At 57.5% G+C, this 19,660-nt stretch carries 18 protein-coding genes; 2 read left to right on the top strand and 16 right to left on the bottom strand.

Features of this window, described 5'->3' with window-relative positions; all coding sequences use genetic code 11:
* Window positions 1–221 precede the first annotated feature (221 nt).
* Window positions 222–986 (top strand): PEP-CTERM sorting domain-containing protein, encoded by a 765-nt coding sequence (locus ABWW33_RS25450; protein ID WP_353404266.1) that lies wholly within the window; start codon window positions 222–224, stop codon window positions 984–986.
* A gap of 9 nt (window positions 987–995) precedes the next feature.
* Here the strand turns inward: ABWW33_RS25450 and ABWW33_RS25445 are convergent, their stop codons facing one another.
* The 7 genes from ABWW33_RS25445 to ABWW33_RS25415 form a co-directional block, all read right to left on the bottom strand.
* Window positions 996–2,015 (bottom strand): TIGR03790 family protein, encoded by a 1,020-nt coding sequence (locus ABWW33_RS25445; protein ID WP_353404265.1) that lies wholly within the window; start codon window positions 2,013–2,015, stop codon window positions 996–998.
* 143 nt (window positions 2,016–2,158) lie between these two features.
* Window positions 2,159–2,686 carry an FxDxF family PEP-CTERM protein gene (locus tag ABWW33_RS25440; RefSeq protein WP_353404264.1) on the bottom strand — a complete coding sequence of 176 codons (528 nt, stop codon included), beginning with the start codon at window positions 2,684–2,686 and terminating at the stop codon, window positions 2,159–2,161.
* Window positions 2,687–2,714: 28 nt separating this feature from the next.
* Complete coding sequence (locus tag ABWW33_RS25435) at window positions 2,715–3,257, bottom strand: FxDxF family PEP-CTERM protein (protein ID WP_353404263.1); 543 nt, start codon at window positions 3,255–3,257, stop codon at window positions 2,715–2,717.
* Window positions 3,258–3,482: 225 nt separating this feature from the next.
* Window positions 3,483–4,901 carry a mannose-1-phosphate guanylyltransferase/mannose-6-phosphate isomerase gene (locus ABWW33_RS25430; RefSeq protein ID WP_353404261.1) on the bottom strand — a complete coding sequence of 473 codons (1,419 nt, stop codon included), beginning with the start codon at window positions 4,899–4,901 and terminating at the stop codon, window positions 3,483–3,485.
* Window positions 4,898–6,067, bottom strand: a complete 1,170-nt coding sequence (locus ABWW33_RS25425; protein ID WP_353404260.1) for a nucleotidyltransferase family protein — start codon at window positions 6,065–6,067, stop codon at window positions 4,898–4,900. Before ABWW33_RS25425 ends, ABWW33_RS25430 begins: the two co-directional genes overlap by 4 nt.
* 111 nt (window positions 6,068–6,178) lie before the next feature.
* Window positions 6,179–6,871 (bottom strand): SGNH/GDSL hydrolase family protein, encoded by a 693-nt coding sequence (locus ABWW33_RS25420; protein ID WP_353404259.1) that lies wholly within the window; start codon window positions 6,869–6,871, stop codon window positions 6,179–6,181.
* A gap of 9 nt (window positions 6,872–6,880) precedes the next feature.
* Window positions 6,881–7,948: an acyltransferase family protein gene (locus tag ABWW33_RS25415; RefSeq protein ID WP_353404257.1), complete on the bottom strand. Its 1,068-nt coding sequence runs from the start codon at window positions 7,946–7,948 to the stop codon at window positions 6,881–6,883.
* Window positions 7,949–8,208: 260 nt separating this feature from the next.
* On the opposite strand from ABWW33_RS25415, the gene ABWW33_RS25410 reads away from it, so the two are divergent.
* Window positions 8,209–9,264, top strand: a complete 1,056-nt coding sequence (locus ABWW33_RS25410) for an acyltransferase family protein (protein ID WP_353404256.1) — start codon at window positions 8,209–8,211, stop codon at window positions 9,262–9,264.
* A gap of 1 nt (window position 9,265) precedes the next feature.
* On the opposite strand, the gene ABWW33_RS25405 is transcribed toward ABWW33_RS25410, so the two are convergent.
* From ABWW33_RS25405 to ABWW33_RS25365, 9 genes are all read right to left on the bottom strand, one after another.
* Window positions 9,266–10,207, bottom strand: coding sequence for an acyltransferase family protein (locus tag ABWW33_RS25405; RefSeq protein WP_353404255.1), 942 nt, complete (start codon window positions 10,205–10,207; stop codon window positions 9,266–9,268).
* Window positions 10,208–10,248: 41 nt separating this feature from the next.
* Window positions 10,249–11,118, bottom strand: a complete 870-nt coding sequence (locus tag ABWW33_RS25400; protein WP_353404254.1) for a hypothetical protein — start codon at window positions 11,116–11,118, stop codon at window positions 10,249–10,251.
* Window positions 11,119–11,158: 40 nt separating this feature from the next.
* Window positions 11,159–12,244: a Gfo/Idh/MocA family protein gene (locus tag ABWW33_RS25395; protein ID WP_353404253.1), complete on the bottom strand. Its 1,086-nt coding sequence runs from the start codon at window positions 12,242–12,244 to the stop codon at window positions 11,159–11,161.
* 38 nt (window positions 12,245–12,282) lie between these two features.
* Window positions 12,283–13,407, bottom strand: coding sequence for a DUF1972 domain-containing protein (locus tag ABWW33_RS25390; RefSeq protein ID WP_353404252.1), 1,125 nt, complete (start codon window positions 13,405–13,407; stop codon window positions 12,283–12,285).
* Between the two features lie 118 nt (window positions 13,408–13,525).
* Entirely contained in the window at window positions 13,526–14,635 is a 1,110-nt protein-coding gene (locus ABWW33_RS25385) for a glycosyltransferase family 4 protein (RefSeq protein ID WP_353404251.1), read from the bottom strand.
* Between the two features lie 20 nt (window positions 14,636–14,655).
* On the bottom strand, window positions 14,656–15,894 hold the full coding sequence (locus ABWW33_RS25380) for a glycosyltransferase (protein ID WP_353404250.1): 1,239 nt from the start codon (window positions 15,892–15,894) through the stop codon (window positions 14,656–14,658).
* A 161-nt stretch (window positions 15,895–16,055) separates the two neighbouring features.
* Complete coding sequence (locus ABWW33_RS25375; RefSeq protein WP_353404249.1) at window positions 16,056–17,171, bottom strand: glycoside hydrolase family 99-like domain-containing protein; 1,116 nt, start codon at window positions 17,169–17,171, stop codon at window positions 16,056–16,058.
* A 51-nt stretch (window positions 17,172–17,222) separates the two neighbouring features.
* Window positions 17,223–18,203, bottom strand: a complete 981-nt coding sequence (locus ABWW33_RS25370) for a glycosyltransferase family 2 protein (protein ID WP_353404248.1) — start codon at window positions 18,201–18,203, stop codon at window positions 17,223–17,225.
* On the bottom strand, window positions 18,203–19,660 hold the full coding sequence (locus tag ABWW33_RS25365) for an O-antigen ligase family protein (protein WP_353404247.1): 1,458 nt from the start codon (window positions 19,658–19,660) through the stop codon (window positions 18,203–18,205). The genes ABWW33_RS25370 and ABWW33_RS25365 overlap by 1 nt, the downstream gene beginning before the upstream one ends.

The raw sequence follows: 19,660 nt of genomic DNA, 5'->3' as shown, positions 1-19,660 counted from the left end.
GCAATTTGCATATTAAGGGCCGGCCATGACGCCATGATGACGCCGGCTTAGTCCGTTCAGACTAAGCCGGCTGTTGTGACGGCGGCACGTTGTGCGTTGTCGACAATAAAGCGTGATACAATAATAATTGCCGTTCAGGAATGAAATTGTTTTTCCAAGAACGTTTTTCGCCCCTCCCCGCCGAGCGATTTGTTTGTTAAATACGGACATACACGACCACAATGCATACAATCGAACACCTCTGCACCCGCGCGATCCTGGCCGGCTTGCTGGTGACCGGCTATACCAGCGCCATCGCGGTCCCCGTCATTGAAGCTCACAGCGGCCTGCAAACGCACAAGCCGAAGCCGCCGGCTTCCGGAATGGGCAACTGCGTCGGTCAGCCGGTGACCGCCGAGCGCTCCAAACCCAACACCGCCTGGAATGGCGGCGACGACGCGCCGCTGTCGTCCCGCGCCCAGCGCGCGTTGAACGGCGGAGGCAAGAACGACCTGGACAGCTACACCGGCCGCTGCCGCCTGGCCGACGCCAACCACGACGCCTCGGAACCGCTGAACGACGGTCTCGATCCGGACAAGCTGCTGGCCATGCTCGACGAAATGGCGGACGGACGGCGCACGCTGAGCACGGAAGAAGAACAGGCGCTGCTGGACAAGATGGGCAACAACGTCCACGTCGAGCTCGACAGCACCGACAACGAGCTGCATGCCTATATTGGCGACGGCCTGAACCGCCAGGACCTGGGCCAGCTGGCGCGCCTGGATCTGCAGCAGGCGGAAGACGACGGCTTGATTGTGCTGCGCTTCGACCAGAGCGACGGTCGCTACGCACAAGGCAACAGGCGCCAGGCCGGCGACCAGGCCGGCGGCGGCGCTCTTATCGGCTTGGGCAGCACTGCCGCCATCCCCGAACCCGCTACCTATCTGATGTTGCTGTCGGGCTTGGCGCTGGTGGGCTTGGTCCGCCTGCGTCGGCGCGGCGCCTGACACGCCGGCCTAGCGCCGGTAGGGCGCCGCCAGGGGTTCGCCGATGAACACGCCTTGCGCCGGCCACGCCACGCTTTTCCAATACGCCTCGATCGCCGTCTCCCCCGCCAGATAGTGCCGCAGCAGCACGGTGGGCTGGGGGAATTTCTGCCAATAGTTGCACGGCTCGGTCACCGAGCCGTAGCTGGCGGTCGCGCCCGCGTCCAGCCAGCGCAGGCTGCTCATCTGGCCGTCGCTGAGCAGATCGCCCCCGGTCGAGGTCAGATGATCGGCCAACGCGCCCGGCAGGAACTGCAGCGTGTCGAGCTTGGCCACCCGCGCCATGCCGGTCTGGTAGATCATGATGTCGCCCTGCCCTTCAATGCTGTCGGCGCGCAGGTTTTTGATGGTCAGCTTCTTCGATGCGACCGTGCCGGAAGGCGGGAAAAACGGCGCCCGGCTGTTGCGCGGCGTCTCGCTGGTGACCAGGTACCACGCGGTGGCGGCCGGCACGCTGAAGCCGCCCACCATGCCACGTCCGATCAGCGCCTTCGCGCCCTCCACCGACTCGGTCGGCAGCAGCATCGACAGGCGCATCTGGTAGTCCCTGAACGGCTGACCGCCCGGCGCATTGAAATAGCTGCTGGGCTTGCCCGGGCCGCAGGGCCTCTGACACAGCCCCACATCCAGGCCCAGCGTGAAGGCCGAGGTGATCGAATTGCACTCGACCGCATACGGCGCGGTCCACACCATCAACACGGCCTGCACCTGCGGCCCCAGCCCGGCGTCGATCTGCGCCTTCAGCTGGCGGAACTGCTCTGCGTCGAGCTTGCGCGGACGGTTGGGAATGTGCACGTGCACCACGTTCTGCGCCGGCACCTCGCGCGTGGTGCGGTAGTATTCGCCGATCTCGACGCTGCGTGGATCATCGTCGTTGATCACCAGCCCCAGCTGGGCGGCACGCAATTCGGAACCGCTTTGCGGGCGGATCATCTGCGCGCGGGCGGCGCAGCAACTCAGGAGGGCGGCAAGAAATAACAGTGTGCGCAACGCGGGATCCATGGCAGCAGGCGGCGGCGCCGCCCTACTGCGCATTATATCGGGTTCACCGGGGACGGAAAATAAAAACACCCCGCAAACCGTCAGGCTTGCGGGGTGAGAGGAGCGGGCCGCCCGAAGGCGCGGCCGGTATATCAGGCGCTCTTGCGACGGCGGGCGATCACGCCAACCAGGCCCAGGCCAGCCAGCAGCATGGCGTAGGCGTCCGCTTCCGGCACTGCCGATACCACCAGGTTGCCCGAGTAGCTGATCGCGTCGGCAGACTTGATGGTGCCTTCGACCTTGAAGAAGTAGTTGCCGGCGGCCAGATTGGTGCCAGACAGGATCCACAGGCCGCTGTCGACGTCCAGGCTGCCGGTGGCGGCGGCGATCGGCGAACCGACTTTATACAGGTCGAAGCGGCTGAAGTCGATGCCTGCGTTATCGCCGATGCTGACCGACGACACATTGCTGTCGGCGCTGCTCAGGCTGGGAATGGAGAAGTTGAACACGTCCGAGAAGGTTTTGTCCAAGTTGCCTGCGCTAAAGGCGCTGGCCGGACCGAAGTCCGAGGTGCCGTCAACCAGGGTGATGGTGGAGGTGCGCTGGAAATCAGCCGCGCCGGCGAAGGCGCTGGCGGCGGCCAGAACCACGGCCATCAGGATCGAAGTATATTTTTTCATGCTTGTTCTCTATCTTAAAGTGGGCGAATTACGCGGCTTTGCGGCGGCGTGCGACGAAACCAACCAGGCCCAGGCCTGCCAGCAGCATGGCGTAGGTATCGGCTTCCGGTACCGCCAGCGCTTTCAGTGCGATGTTGCCGGAGAAGCTGCCGGCGCTGTTCGAATTGACCTTGCCCACCACTTGCAGGTAGTAGTTGCCCGTGTTCAACACCAGATTCGGCGTGCTCAGCTTCCAGTTGTCGACCTTGCCGGTCGATTTCTGCACACCCGAGTAAAGCAGGGTGCCGGCGCTGTTATAGACCAGGAAATTGGTCAGGTCCAGGCCGACAGCCGCGGTGCTCGAGGTCGAGGTCAGGTCGGCTGACAGCAGGCTCTTGGCGCTGACGTGGAAATTGAAGACATCGGTGAACGTGGCCTGGGCCAGGCCGGTGCTGAAGCTGTCGCCGTACTTGGCGGCGCTTGCGCTCAGGTCGATGGTTTTAGGCGTATGGGTCACTGTCGCCGCGTTAGCGGAGAAAGCGGCGGCGCCCAGCAACAGGGCTGCAACGATAGCGTGTGAAGTTTTTTTCATGCCTGCCTACTATTAGGATTAAAAGATGCCGGGAAGACATCATGCTTGTTGGGAACTGCTCATCTGACGCCAGTATATTACAATTTGCACATTGAAGCTTGCAAATGTAGAACTTTTTTTTTAAAAATTCACCATGGAAATATTTGTCCTCGAACATCCCCATTTTGCCCGGGGAAATAAGAAAAAGCCGGGTCGCCCCGGCTTTTAGAGTGTTGCGCCGCAACATCAGGCGCGCTGGTAGACGTCCTCGAAACGCACGATATCGTCCTCGCCGAGGTAGCTGCCGGACTGCACTTCGATCAGGTGCAGCGGCAACTTGCCCGGGTTCTCAAGCCGGTGGTTCATGCCGATCGGAATGTAGGTGGACTCGTTTTCGGTCAGCAGCGTGATGGTATCGCCGCAGGTAACGCGGGCGGTGCCGCTGACGACGATCCAGTGCTCGGCACGGTGGTGGTGCATTTGCAGCGACAGCTTGCCGCCCGGATTGACGGTGATGCGCTTGACCTGGAAGCGCTCGCCGATGTCGATGCCCTCGTAGCAGCCCCATGGACGATAGACTTTCGTGTGGTGAAGATGCTCGGTGCGGTCCTTGGCCTTCAGGTGATCGACGATCTGCTTGACGCGCTGGACTTGATCCTTGTGCACCACCAGCACGGCGTCGGCGGTTTCCACCACGATCAGGTCCTTGACGCCGACCACGGCCACGATGCGGCTCTCGGCGCGCACCAGCGAGCCGGAGACATTGTCCAGGTAGACATCGCCGCGCTGCACATTGCCCTGGGCGTCGCCCGGCTGCACGTCATGCAGCGCCGACCACGAGCCGACGTCGCTCCAGCCGATGTCGGCCGGCACCACCACCGCGTGCCGGGTGTGCTCCATCACCGCGTAATCGATCGAATCGGACGGCGCGCTGGTGAATGCGGCCTCGTCGAGGCGGCAGAAGTCCAGATCGCGGTAGTCGCCCTTGACCGCCGCTTCGCAGGCGGCCGCCATGGCTGGCTGAAACTCCTTGAGTTCGCTCAGATAGCGGTCGGCGCGGAACATGAACATGCCGCTGTTCCAGAAGAAGTTGCCGGCCGAAACAAAGCCCTTGGCCGTTTCCATATCAGGCTTTTCGACAAAGCGGTCGACCGCAAAGCCGTTGTTGCCGCCAGCGACGGCCTTGCCGCTCTGGATGTAGCCGTAGCCGGTTTCCGGACCGGTCGGCACGATGCCGAAGGTGGCCAGCGCGCCGTCGGCGGCCAGCGCCGCGGCCTGGCCGACGGCCGCGTAGAAGGCATCGACGTTCTCGATCACGTGATCGGCCGGCAGCACCAGCATCATCGCGTCCGGATCGATGGCCGTCAGGTAGTTGGCGGCGACAGCCACCGCCGGCGCGGTGTTACGGCCGACCGGTTCGAGCAGGATGCCCAGCGGGGCGGTCTTGATTTCACGCATCTGCTCAGCCACCAGGAAGCGGTGCTCGTTGCCGCACACCACCAGCGGCGCCATCATGCCGGGATAGCCGGCCAGGCGCAGCGCGGTTTCCTGCAGCATGGTCCGGTCCGACACCAGTGGCAGCAGCTGCTTGGGCAGCGCCGCGCGCGACAAAGGCCATAAACGGGTGCCGGCGCCGCCGGACAGTATGACTGGATAGATTTTCATAGGATTGTAATAGCTTTCTCTTCTCGATTAACTTCGTTACTGTTTTCCGCGCGACGCTTGTTGCGGCGGTCGCGCGCATTGGCCCATTCATCCGAATCGTAGTCCGACACGTGCCGCATCTCTCCAGAACGGTCGACACTGTAGTCTTTGAACACGATCATTTCATCAAGCGAAACATCTGGTAACACGCGGGTATATTCGAACAGCACGCTGCGCACCACGCTAGCGCCCTCGCACACATGGCTGCCATGACCGATCCAGCTCGGGCCGACGATGGTCACGCCCGCTTCGATACGCGAGCCAGAGCCGATGTACACCGGTCCCTGGATGCGCGTGCCCTTCCAGTCGATGCTGGTGTTCAAGCCCACCCACAGCCCCTCCTCCACCTGAATGCCGGGCACGTCCAGATGGGCCACTTCGCCCATCAGCACGCTCTGGCACACTTCCCAGTAATCCTTGACACTGCCGATGTCGATCCAGTTGAACGGCCGCTGCTGCGCGTAAAACGGCAGGCCCTTCTCGGTCAGCAGCGGAAACAGGTCCGAGCCGATGTCGAACTGGCGGTCCGACGGGATCAGGTCCAGCACTTCCGGCTCGAAGATGTAGATGCCGGTGCTGACGAAGTTCGACAGCGCCTCTTCCTTGCTCGGCTTTTCCTGGAACGACTGGATGCGGCCGTTCTTGTCGCTGACCACCACGCCATAGCTCGACACGCTGTCCCAAGGCACTTCCTTGGTCACCACCGAGGCCAGCGCGCCCTTGCGTTTGTGCTCGAACAGCGCCGACTTGATGTCGAGGTCGATCAGCGCGTCACCGCACAACACGATCGTGGTCTCGTCGAAGAAGCCGCCGAAGTTCTGAATTTTCTTCATCCCCCCTGCCGAACCCAAGGGCTCCGGCACCACCTCGCCGTAGTTGTTGGTGTAGCCTTCGAAGGAGTAGCCGATCTGCACGCCGTACTGGTGGCCTTCGCCGAAATAATCCTCGATTTTCTCATGCAAATAGCTGACGTTGACCATGATCTCCGTCACGCCGTACTTGGCCAGATGCTCTATCAGATAGGCCATCACCGGCTTGCCCAGGATAGGAATCATGGGTTTGGGTAAATCATAGGTCAACGGGCGTACACGAGTACCCTTTCCTGCAGCCAATATCATAGCTTTCATGCCATCCCCTCTGTCGATTTCGCTTGAAAATCACACTATATTGTCAAGCAAGTAATTCTGTCGCCCGCCAGGCAAGATCGCCCTGCTGGCATTAAAACCACTTCAAATCGCTCAATTAGGTATGGCTTGGGCAATGCGCTCGGCGATCGCCCGCATCCCTTTGTCGCTCGGATGGGCAGCGACCCCTTTGTCCGCGATAGTCCGTTGATTGCCCGCGACATTGGACCGAATGGCCTGGAGGCCAGAGATATCGACAAACGTCCCCCCGGCAGCCTTGCAACTGGCGGCGATAATGGAGTCCTTCGGTTTGGACGTCCACCACGTGCTCACGCACAGCAGCTTCCCATTTGACGGTCGCAGTCCCTTCAAAGTCCTGGTGTAGCCGTCAGCAAAAGCCTCGGCGCCAGGCGCGGCCGGATTGTAGTTATCGCCCAACTCGACCACAACAATGTCGGCTTTTTGCGCAAGCTGCTGTACCGTGGCAGGCAACACATAGTCGGCGGGACTTTTTTCCAGCGTCGAACCGGACAAGGCATCGGCTTTCCATTTCACGCCCTTTGACCGCTCAGTCAGCAGTTGAGCCAACTGGCTAACGAAATCATCTTCAGCCGTGGTCGCGGCCATACCCCAGTCACCAAACCACCCCAAGGCCTTCATCGGCGCGTGGCGTGTGATGGAATTCCCAAACACAAAAATACATTTTTCACCGGTACCGCAATCACTAGCTTGTACGGCCGCTGGCACAAAGCTGGCGGCTAAAATGACGAGACCGCATATCGCATTTAAGATTTTCGTAGATTTCATGATTTTTCTTCAAAAAGTAGAGACGCGTGGCGCCGGCAAAAGGCGATTTTTAAAAGTACTCAACACCTTTTGATTCATGCGCTTTTCAATCAATAAATAAATCAAGTGCGCAATCGGTACCACGACCAAGATCGTGCCTCCAAGAATCAAGCCTGGAGAGCGCAGGCCCAATTTGAACAGCGTTAAACACACCATCGGAGCGATGATGGGATGAACCAAGTACAAGGAATAAGAACTGTCTCCGAGGCGGACCAGCAGCTTTTTCAATCCAGGCCAACCGTCCAATCCCAGCGAAAGCATAGCGGCAACGATGAGTACAGCTTCCAGTTTAAACGATCCGACACTCGATCGGACAATCTGGTTCAGATCAGGGAGCGCGATTGCGGCGACGCTGCACACCAATAGCAGCGCCGCAATGAGTGGGGGAAGTCGAAGGTTCTTCATGTACAAAGAAGCAAGAACCATACCCGCGACAAACAGCAAATTTAAGTTACTGAAAACAACTACTGTAAAAGCGCTCTCCGCAGGCAACACTAAACCCAATGAGCACAAGAAAATTATGCTCAAGGATGCGAAAACAAGCGGTGACTGCCTCAGCACAAGCGCCAATGAAAATACATAGTAGAAAAACATTTCATGCAGCAGCGTCCAACCCACGCCATGAATTGGCCGGACCTCGCCATCAGCGTTAAACATGGGGAACAAAGCATAGGAAGCAATCGTCTTTAACATATCTGGCCGGTTATGGAGCACTGCGGCGGGGATTGCGAAAACCAGAACAATCTTGATTGTTGTAATGAGCCAATACAGCGGCAATACGCGAGCATATCTGCGGATCAGGAAGATTTTGGCTCCGTCGGCACTCCGCGCCAATTTATTCCCGGAAAGCAACATGACAAAACCACTGATGACAAAGAAAATGGGGACGCCAATCTCACCACCGTGCCAGACACTGACGGCCACATTGACACGCTCATGCAGATAGAAGGTGATATGCGTAATCAGTACCAAGCCTGCGGCGGCAAAACGCAGAATTTGAAGATTGTCCGACCGCGCATTCAGTACCTTATCTAGCATCTATATTTCCTTGAGGAAAGTAATTGCGCCTGGCAAACGCTTCAATTCGCCGCACCGCAGCATGTTTGCTATGCTACAGTATAATAGAAACAACATCCACAACGGAGGATGTTTTTTTATCATCGATGATGATAAAATGCCATCAATCATGGGCGAGCAATTGACATCACAACAACTGAAGGCCGCACAGCTCCCGCATGAACCCAAAGCGTGACATACAATCACACACCACATCGATCGTTGACAATGAAGGGATGTCCATGAGTACATCAAAAGCAAGGCTTCAGTTTCTCGACGCTCTGCGCGGCATAGCCGTCTTTTTAGTCATCTTTAGCCATATCATGCATGAGCGTTCGCAATTGGCCCAACTGATCGACGCCAACTACTTTCAAATCGGCCAAGCCGGCGTCTCGTTATTTTTCCTGATCAGCGGCTACATCATTCCCAAATCATTGAACGCATCGCCCAGCCTCCAAGTGTTCTGGCTGCACCGTTTTTTCCGGTTGTACCCGGCGTATTGGGTGTGCCTGATTGCTGTGCTGCTGTTCGCCAGCGCGGGCTTATACCATTTTCAGGAAACCATCACCCCGTTCGGCATGGCAGTCAATTTCACGATGATGCAGGGATTCGTCGGCATCAAAAATGTGATCAATGTCTTCTGGAGCCTGAAGTTCGAAATGGCGTTTTATTTCTTGATGACGGTCATCTCAGTGACAGGCATGCTGAAGCGCCCTTTCCTTATTTTTGTGGGCTATTCCTTGCTCACGGCAGGACTGGCGCTAGGCATGAAATTCGGCATGCATAAATTTTTCGCGTACGGTGTCTTCAATCTGGAATTGATGCTCCTGGGCTGGGTTCTGGCCGAATGGCATATGAAAAGGCTTGCAGGCAAATACGCCGCCGTCAGCGTTGCGCTGGGCCTGTTGACAACAATGATTGCGGCCTACGCAGCTTTCGCCGGCAGGACCGAGGAACTGGCCGTCGGTACGCTGAGCCTGGTTCCCATGGCGAGCGCCTGGGGCGCGAGCATCGTGTTCTTTGTTGCCACCCTGTTGACCACCGAATACGTCCGCTGGCCGCGCTGGTTGGCATGGATGGGCACGGTCAGCTATTCCGCCTATCTGCTGCACCCCATCGTCATCGGCGTCAGCCAAAATCTGATACCGGTCGGTCCGTTGCTGATGTGCACGCAGTTCGGTCTGTCCTTTGTGCTAGCTTGGCTGGGTTATCGCTATATTGAAACGCCATCTATCGCCTACGGCAAGAAGGTTGGCAACCGTTTTATACCGGCCGCGCGGCAGGCTGCCCGCGTCTGAGTTAGACGATATATCTGGCCAAGCGTGGCAACGTTTTTCTGAACGCCCAGACTGAGAGTGCCGAGGCCGCAAACACAACGCAAGGCAGGACCATTTGCGGCATCGGTACCAATTTCGGCAAAAATTTGAGCCAGAAAACGTGGCACAGGTAGATACCCAGCGTACATTCGGATAGCCAGCTGACGTTGAACGACGGCGGCAGCTGCCACTCTGGCAGCAGCGTCACGGCCGCTGCGGACACGCCCAGCAGATAGGGAACGCCTATGCCACGCATCGACAGGGTAAACCACACGATCGTCAGCAGCACCGCCGCCACCAACGCCAACTGCACGGGGCGCGCCAAGACCTTGCAATTGGCGAAAAACACTCCGAGGAACACTGCGGCAGCCGCATGCATATACTGCGCATACGGGTAATTCAGCGCTAGCGAAGGGCCGCGCCACAGCCTGCAGGAGAGCAGCAAGCACAGCGCCAGTGTCACGCTGCCATATGCCAGAGTTCGCTCGCCCAGCGGCCGCTTGACCCGGTCAAACAGTACAATGACAATCCAGATGAAGGGCAAGTACCACAAGTGCACGCTGCTGCCGAGCAGTACGCCCGCGACCAAGCCATGGTCCAGTGGTACAAAAGGTTCATGTTTCGCCAGGTTCAGACAGCCAAAGAATATGAACCACACTAGCCACGGCAACAGTAATACTCGTGCGCGCTGCGCGACCGGCTTGGGCGGCGTGCTGCCCAAGGTGGCAAAATACATGGAAATAATGATGAACGCGACAAGGCCAGCGTAGCCGATATCCTGACCGGGTATTGCAATATTATGGAACCAGACGATACCGAACGCGCTGACGATACGCAGCACTTCGATTTCCTGGCGGCGAGCGGCGCGCGGCGCGCCGGTCCTGGGCTCACCTTCGGCATATGCCTTGTCGAATGTAGAAATCATCTGCTGTTAGGCGCTGCGCGGCGCTGCCGCCGCGCACTGGCTTACACCGCGTCCTTCCAATTCTCTTGAACCAACTGGCGGGTACTGCGGATGTTGCCGCGACTGGAGGCACCAAACACGATCGATTCGATGTTGGGCTGTTCGCAAACCCAGTCGATCGCCTCTTTCGGCGGAATCGCGCCCGATGCGAAGACCGACATCGCGATCGCGCGGAACTTACGATTGCGCAATGCGTCCTCGTATGCCTCAACGCCGCCGGACACGCGGAAGCCAATCTTGTTGATGTTCGAGCACACGATGGGATTCTCTATGCCCAGCTCATCCAGCACATCGAGCAGCTTAGGCAAGTTCATCGTGATGAATCCCGGCTCGGCGTTGTAACGCTTCTTCACGTGATCCGCGAAAATCGAAAACGCCTCCTTGAAACCCAGGCCCAGCAGCAGGTCGACCACGACGTTCTGCAAAAAGATGACCGGTGTCTTCAATCCTTGGAACATCTTCATTTCAGCATCGATCAACAGCGTGGTGATGCCTTCGATGTCCTTGCGCGCCAGCGACATGCCGCCCCGCAGAGCCGCGTCCAGGAAGCCCTCGTCCGGCATAAAACGCTTGATCGCGCCCATCATGCCATAGTCGGTCATTGCGTTGGCGTACTTGTGCGCGTAAGGCATGCATGGGTAGAACGAGAAATCAGCGTAGCGCTCAGGCTGAGCACGCACTTTGTCGCAAACCTCGGCGATACGCTCGTGGGTTGTGCACATGAAAGTCTTGATGCCCTCGTCATAGGCGATGTCCAGCACCTCCATGATGGCCCCCGTGTCCTGAAAACGCATGGCTTGCGCCCGTGCTTTTTCTTCGGACATATGATTAACACCAAAGAATTGGTTGTCACCAAACAGCAAACGATCCATAACTTACTCCCTCAATTTATTCCGTGACGATGCGTGACAATTACAGACCAAAGAAACCGCGTTTTTTGCGCACCGGCTCAAACGTCGCTCCTTCAGCCAAGGTCGAAGGCCCTTTTTCCGCATCGGCTATCATCAGCGCGATCACCTTGTCGGTCGCGGCGGCGCTGGCGAAGGAATTCACGTTGTCGGCACGCGATTGCTGAATGCTGCTAACAAAGTAATCCAGCTGGGCGGTGTATTCCTCTCCACGCAGATAAAAGTCGACCGGCTCGGTCAGCTCGGTGGTGTAACGCACGTTCCAACCGACTTTATAGCCCTCGGGAATAACGGCGTCTTCGCGCAGGTACACTTGGCACTCTTGGCGGTCGGCATAGATACGGCCGGCCGGACCTTGGATCGTGATCTTGGTACTCATCTTGCGGTACGACTCATCGCTCCAGTTGACCGATACCTGAGCGCTTTTGCCACCGTCGAAATACAGGGTGCTGTAGACTTCGTCGTCGGTGTCCTTGGAGAAGACTTTATTCAGCACGGTACCGCCGACCCCCTTGGGCGCGCCAAAGTACCAGTTAACCAGATTGATCGGGTGTGCCGCGTAGTCGTAGAGGCAGCCCCCGCCCTCGGATCGCTGCGTACGCCAAGTCGAGCCCTTGGGTTTCAGCACCACAGGGCCATAGGCCTCGGCCAGCACATGGCTGACCTCGCCAATGACGTTGGCGTCGAGCAGACGCTTGACTTCCTGGAACGCACCGACAAAGCGGCAGTGGTAGCCGACTTGGTTGACCAAGCCTTTTTTCTGGGCTAACGCAGTCAATTCCTCGGCATCAGCCACCGTCAGGCAAAACGGCTTTTCGCAAAATACATGCAACCCGCGTTCCAGCGCCGCGCGAACCATGTCGGCATGGAAGCCCGATGGCGTGGCGATCAATACCGCGTCGAGCTCGACTTCTTTCAACATCAGGGCGTAATCCGAATAGGTTTTGACGCCCGTGTATTTGTTCAAGACATCCAGCAGGTAGGCGGTGCCGTCACAGACCGCCACCAGTTTCACATCCTTGTGAGCATTGATCATCGCGTGGTGCGACAAGCCCATTTTTCCCAGCCCGACTACGGCAACTCTAACCATTTTTCACCTCATCAAAATATTTATCAATGCAAAAAAATTCACCCCTGTCCGGCTATTTGCCCAGGCAAATAGCGCAGCAGCAGTTGTTCGTACTGGCCAGCGACGTGCTCCCAGGTAAATTCTTCAAAGAAGCGACGCTTGCTGTGCGCTCGCAGGCTCTGCAACACCTCCGGCGACTCCAGCAATTTCTCGACGCAGGCGCCAAAACTGGCGGCGTCACTGAAATACACGGCCGCCCCCTGCGCCACCCAGCGGTTATAGACGTTGTCGTGCGCGATCACGGCGTTGGTCGCAGCCATGGCCTCGACCAGCGACGGATTCGTGCCGCCAACGGTATGACCATGCACATAAGCGAGGCTGTGGAAGCGCAGCGCCTGCACCACCGCAGTGTCATAAATCGCACCGGGAAACACCACTTCATCGCTGGCCGCCGCCAGTACCTGACGGTGGTAATCGTCGATGTCCGGTTCATACTTGCCCAAGATTACCAGTTTGCAACCGCGCCGCTTGGCGGAAAAACCCTCGACCATTTCCAGGATCGAGTTTTCCGGGATGGGCCGTGCGATCAGATTCAGATACTGCCCCGGCACTAAGCCCAACGCGCGCACCGCATCTTCAGGCGCGTCGGCGACCGGATCGGCGCCATAAGTCAGCGTGCTGACCTTGCGCTGCGGCGCCCGGGTCAGCAGATGGGTCTCGATTTCGGGATGGTCGGCGATCAGGTGATTGCCGACGAAGCAGCCGATCCGTTCGTTGACATACAGAATGGTTTGCTTCATCCATCCCCAACGCGCGCGCGACCACTCGATCCCATCCATATTAATGACGTTAGGGATGCCTTTGATGCGTTGCAGCGTATTGAACACCGCAGTGTTGTACCCAAAAGTCAGGCACAAGTCCTTGGTCCGGCAAGCGTGCTTAATCGACTTCAGGTCGAACTGGGAGGTGCCTTTCCAACCGCCGGCCTCGATCGGAATGGAAACGCGTTCGATGCCACGCCAGACATCCTCGACAATGGGGCCACGCCCCTTTGTCTGGCAGTAGACGATCACTCGCCAGCCCTTCCGCACCAAAAATAACGCAATATTTTCCGCTGCGGTTTCAAATCCGCCATAAGCGGCCGGCACGCCATGGGTGCCTAGTATTCGTACAGTTTTTCTCATTTTTTCATATCTGTTATTGCATCACACACGGCATTTTTTGCGCAGCGCAGCATTTAGTCCGGTAATTTTAACACCAAGACAATTAAACTGAGCAAATGCACAAGTAAATTTCAATGATTCATTTTCGATTCAGCGCTCGATAGCGCGCCGCCACAGCCTCGGCAGCGACGTCCCAGGAAAACTTCTGGGCCTGTGCCAGTCCGCGCGCGCGCAGGTCCGCACGGGTGGTCGGTTCGGTCACCACCCGCCGAATGGCGTTCGTCAGACCTTCGACATCGGTGGAGCCGACCAGCAAGCCAGCCGTTTCCACGACTTCGGTCAGGGCCGTGTTGTTGGCAACGATCACCGGCGCGCCACTGGCCATGGCTTCGAGCGGCGGCATGCCGAAACCTTCAGCCAGCGACGGATAGATAAAGGCCATGCAATGACGGTAGAGCACCGGCAATTCCGCTTCAGCAACATCCTCCAGGATCAATACTCGGTCGCGGAAGCGATTGCCCGCCACCTCATTGAACATCGCCTCGAAGCCGAAATCCTTCTGTCCCACGATGACCAGCTTGGGCGCATCGTCCCCCAGTTGAGCGTAGGCCTTGAGTAGCGTGACGTGGTTTTTGCGGGGCTCCAGGCGGCCGACGGTAAGTAAATATTCACCAGATGCCAGCCCGCGCCGTGCCAGCATGGCCTCGCCGTCCTGTCCGGGATAAAAGCGCCGGTAATCGACACCGTTGGGGGTGACGGTAATCTGCTCCGGACGCATGCGGTAGCGCCGCTCGATTTCTCCCTTGGAGAACTGGCTGACCGTAAATACATGCTCGGACTGGAAAGCGGCCAGCCGCATCAGCAAACGCGAACGTAAGCGGAAGAAAGGTTGGAAGAATTCCGGATGGCTCTCAAACAACACATCATGGATCGTTACCACCGTCTTCGACAACGACGGCAACGGGATAATATATTGCGAATGCATCAAATCCAGCCCCAGTTTGCGCTGCAGACGGGGCAGCTCCCAGGTCAACCGCCTGATCGCGCCGGTATGCGGCAAATGCTCCACTCTGACGTTCGGCAAATTGAAGGATGGATAGTTGCGTTTGAACTCGTCGACCTTGTCCAGCAGGCCAACAAACTCGATCTCCGGGCACAACTTCGCCACCCGGGAAAACACCTCCAGAACGTGCGAACGCGATCCCTGAAAGATCCCGTCCACCACATGCAAGTCCAGACCTACTCTCATTTTATATACCCCGTTATTTTCTAAGCTGTTGTCCGGATAGGCCGATGCGCGTCGATCGCGCGCCGCATGGCGGCCATTGCGGCAGATACCGCCTGCAGGGAGAACTGCTCGCGTCCGCGCACCCTGGCCGCGGCGTCGATGGCCGGCGCCTCCAGCCCCTCGATGATTTGATCGGCAAACGTTTGCGGGTCGGCAGCGACCCGGCACAATGACCGCAGCGATTGCGGCAAGCCGGCCACCCCTTGCGGCGTGCTAACGATAGGACGCTCGGTCATCAGCATATCCAGGGTTTTGACATTGACGCCGCTGCCGGACAATACTGGATTGAGCAGCAAGCCTGCCGCAGCCATCAGTCCAGGCGCGTCGGCGACGTTTGCGCGCAATTCCAGACGCGGGTCGGTATCGACCAGCGCGGTCACTTCAGCCAGCGGCATCGAACCGGCAATGGTCAACGGCACGTCAGGCCTCCGCTGCCAGACCAGTGGCATGACCTGCTCGACCAGCCAGCGCACTCCACGCACATTATTGGGCGCGCGCAGATTGCCCAGAAATAGCAATTGCGCACCAACGGCAGTGGTGGCCGCAGGCGCCGCGTCGAAAATAGCCTCTGGCAGAGGCGGCAGCCAGTGGCCGTTGCGAATACCTTCCGCCTGCCATATCTTCATATCATCGGCCGAAATATCAAAAGTGATTGCGGCAACCTTCATCAGCGAGAGCTCATATGCATGCAGATGCCAGCGCGCCAAGGTCCACGCCAAACGATTCTTGATACTGCTGGCAGCGGCAGCCTGGCCAGCAAAATAAGCGTGCTCGATATTATGCGAACGGTAAAACAGCGGTACATCCAACCGGGCGCTCAATTGGCGCGCGAACACGCCGCCATAAGGTGAGTCCAGCAATACCGCTTGCGGTTGAAATGCGCGCACGGACCGCATCAGCGGTCCTTGATCGGCACTATCGGCCCATCTTGCGGCCGCGTGAGACGGGATGCCGTTCAATATGCGCCATAAGCGCCGACCATCCTGACGCCAGCCGCGACGCTTGACGATGACCTGCACGGTCTCCGCCACCTGCTCGACCGCCCGCAGATGCTCCGCGGTGGGCTGGTCATAGTCGTCGCACCAGCACACGAGCATCACCGAGCAGCCCAAGCGCTGCAACGCACGCATGCGCCGCCACACGTCCGCCCTGCCGCCGTGATTTGGAGGATAAGGAAACTCCTGCGCGACAATCACCAGACGCAAATTATCATTCACCATGCGGCGCCGCCGAGGTGTAGTTCATATTGGATATCATTTACTCTCCGACCAAAAAAATTCCGCGTCTATACCGCTTGCTCCTCGTCAACGCCGCAGATACCGCGGGGCGACAACATAGCATGTCCCTCAGAAAGACACCACGCGATTGAATGGCTGGAGACTCACTTTTGCGTTCCGAATACCTGTTTCACTTTTTCCAGATACGAAAAACCGAATTTCTTGGTTGGCTCGATAAAAGAACCCTCTCCGAATTCATTCCAGCAGCAAATCACCCCCATCTTTTTGGTCTTTTCAGGCTCACTGAGCATCACCGCACGTGCGGCCTCCAGGTGTTTCTGGAACTGGACAGGATCGGCGATGGACATGTCATGCATAGGATCCGGGCTGGCCCCCCAAGGCCGGTGGTCCCATCCGGAGAGCATCGGCACCACGTAAATTCCCTCGACGTGACTCAGCATGTATTGCCACTGGTCGTCATACCCCTGGGCCAGCTCGGCATAGGAGCGGGTTTGCTGGCGTCCCCCGGCAAAACGCTTCAACGCCGGTCCATGCAGGTTATACGAAGAAAATCCGGTCCAGCCGCTCTGACGCGAATAATCCACGCCGTTGGGGCCGTTCGAAACCCCGCCAATAAAGGAAACCCCGCCAAGACCTGCATCCTTGAATATTTGATCGCCTATCGCCAGCAACTGTGCCGTGGTCATACCCAGCTTGGCCGCATTCTTATTTAACAAGCCAGCGGAAAAAATAAACACCACTGGTTTGCCGTCCACTCTCAAATACTCTTTGCGAAACCCATAACGATCAGCCCAGAATTGAAAGATGGTTTTGAACTGTTCCAGGCTAAACATGTAGTCGCTGTGACTGGTCCACATGATCGCAAACTGCACGTCATGACGATCCTTCGCTCGCAAATAAGCATTTAGCGCATGATCCAGATGGGTCTTGTTGTCACTCCCCCAATACCAGTCAAAGACCACGTAATCTATGCCGTATTGATTCATCCAGCCGAGTTGTTTCTCCATGACAGGAATATCCCCCTCGGCGTACCAACCTAGCATCGGTTCGCGCTCGGGAAACGGTTTGATCTTCTCCCACGGATAAGGAAACGGTCCACCCATTTGATTGTCTTTCCATCCGGGGAAGTAATAAACACCAATTTTAAAATCATTGGCCGCATACGACGGCGGCAGGAAAGCAATGCTCAGCACCAGCAAGGCAAATACCTTCAGCAAGCTCCGGCTGATTTTTCGGTAATACAACTGTGTCAGGTTCATGATGAAGCCTCCTGTCAACTAAGATTGGTCCGATCGCCGATGGCGACAAGTTCATTTAGGTTGCGCGCGGGGCAACTGCAGCATGCCACGCAGTGCCGAGTACGCTTGCGGCCAACGATGTCGATAGACAAATTTGGCGATATCAATCAGGCTGTAGACGATCACCGTGAACAGGTGACGCGCGTGGAAGCGCGCCGTGAAGCGCAATCTGTTTTTAAACAGATAATAAATCGAGAGCGTCGAGCCGCCACTGGCAGATGTGCCAATGGATGCGCCCTCTTTGTGATAAACCACGCTGGCGGGAGCATAACCGAGCGAGAATTGATCTCGCCCTCGCGTGCACCAATCTATCTCCTCGAAATAGAGAAAATAGTCTTCGGTCATCAATCCCACCTTTTCAACAAAAGCCCGCCGTACCAGCATCGCTGCACCGATGACGTAAGAAAGAGAAGCCTCGACTACCGAAGGTGTCACGGGGATGGCAGAAAGCGGCTCGAACGCGCCCACGTGTACCGAGCTGCCCTTAGCCGGAGAGTAACGTGCCCCGCCGAAGGCCTGAACCTGATCGCGCTGGTGATAGTACACCAGGGTAGAACCGCACAGGCCGATGCCGGCATCCTGCTGCATGCGAGTAATCGCCTGCGCCAATGCGTCAGGTTCAACAGCGGTATCGTTGTTTAACAGCCAGATGTATTCGCAAGCGGGGTCGCCCATCGCATAAGCTATGCCCGGATTGTTACCACCCGCAAAGCCTAAATTGCCTCCGTTGTGCAACAGCACAAAAGTATGATCGGTGCTAGGCCGTACTTGGTCCGACAGCCGGTCGATTTCGGTCCACGCCAAGGGCCCAAACCGGGTATCGGCCCACAGGCATAATTGAGTAACCGAATCGTCGTTCGACGCGTTGTCGCAAACTACCACACGCAAATCGACCCCAGTACTGCCCAGCAAACTCTCAACGCACTCCAGTGTATCCCGCCAGCCGTTCCAGTTCAGGATGATGACAAATGCTTTGGGGAGGAGACTCGCCATCAGCATACTCCTCCGAGATGCCGGGGCTTCGCAGCCCGCGCCTCGGGAACAAAACAATTGGCGAATATGACTATCATAAACACGAATATCAACACGCTATAGGTATTCATGAATTCCGGCTGGGTGATGCTCAGCCCCATGGAAATAGGGAAAAATGACAAGCAAGCGAGCAGCGTGACCCTATACTGGTCGCTGATCACGGACAAGCCTTGGCGCGCGCCGTTCCAGGAGCGCCAATACAAAATCAGCAGGCACAACAAACCAGGAATGCCTAGCTTGAGTGCGATGAACAGGTAGCTGTTGTGTATATATCGCACATGCTCAAAAAACAAGCGCAACTCGTGTACCCAAGGCCGATATTCACCGCCCATGCCGACCCCAACCAAGGGAGTTCGCCGCAACGTGATCAAAGCCTCTGTGTTTTCCAGTTCGCGCCAACCGTAGGAGGACTTCTGCCCACCTTCATTTTGAACGCTGATCAAACGACTGCCGATATTTTCCAGCACCGATGGCTTCACCACCGCCAAAGTGCCCACACCAAGCACGGCCCCCAACGTCATCATGATCAGTAACTTGGCGGAACGACCGCTACCGATAAAAAATACCGGTATCAAGATACCAATAAATGTCCAAGCCCAGAGCCCGCGGCCGAAATTAACATAGAGGCCCGCCAGCAGCAGTAGCATCATGGGGCCGGCGACCAGCAGACTGACGCGCTTGTACAGCATCTGCAACATCAGCCAGATAACGGCCCAGGATACAAACAAAAATCCCGGCATCTGCACCCGCGTCACTTCCTCGCCAAGGCCCGAGGTGGTGCCCAGCGATGCCACCAGGCCCACAGCCACCACCTGCACCCCCGTAACCCATTGGAAAAGGGCCAGGCCCACCACCGTCAGCGCGATGCCAACTATGACCCGCACCAGTTTGGGAATGCTGTCCTGCTGGCCAGCGGTCATGCGCCATAGAATGGGCAGCCACAGCCAATAAAGAAATGCCCGCCCGTCGCGGTAAATATTCGGCACCTTGTTATGGAAATAGAAAATGGCCATGCCAAAAGACACAGCAACGATAATGGCAAATACCCACATCACCGTCGACAGGCGCGATGGCAATGGCGGCGCCATCTGTCTGGTACTCCATATCCGGAACGCAAGGACCATCATGGTGCCGACGGTGGCAGCATCGGCCAGCTTGAAATCCGGCGCTACGATTGCGATCAGCACATACACGCCGAAGCCTACCCAAGGCCAGATCCATAACATGCAGACATAAGCGACTGCGGCGGCCATGCCCAGATTCAGCCACCACGGCAGCATGACGCAGCATAGACCCAGAAACGCGGAGACCAGAAACACCGGCAACCAGAACACCAGCAGGGCCTTTAGACGAGCCCTGGAGAACAAACTCCCCAGTGCCGAGGAAAAACCGACGGAATAGCTGCGCAGTGTGTTCAT

Source organism: Duganella hordei (assembly GCF_040369125.1).
Taxonomy (GTDB): Bacteria; Pseudomonadota; Gammaproteobacteria; order Burkholderiales; family Burkholderiaceae_D; genus Rugamonas; species Rugamonas hordei.
The sequence above is the reverse complement of the archived record's forward strand: the minus strand, read 5'-3'. Positions and strand labels throughout refer to the sequence as shown.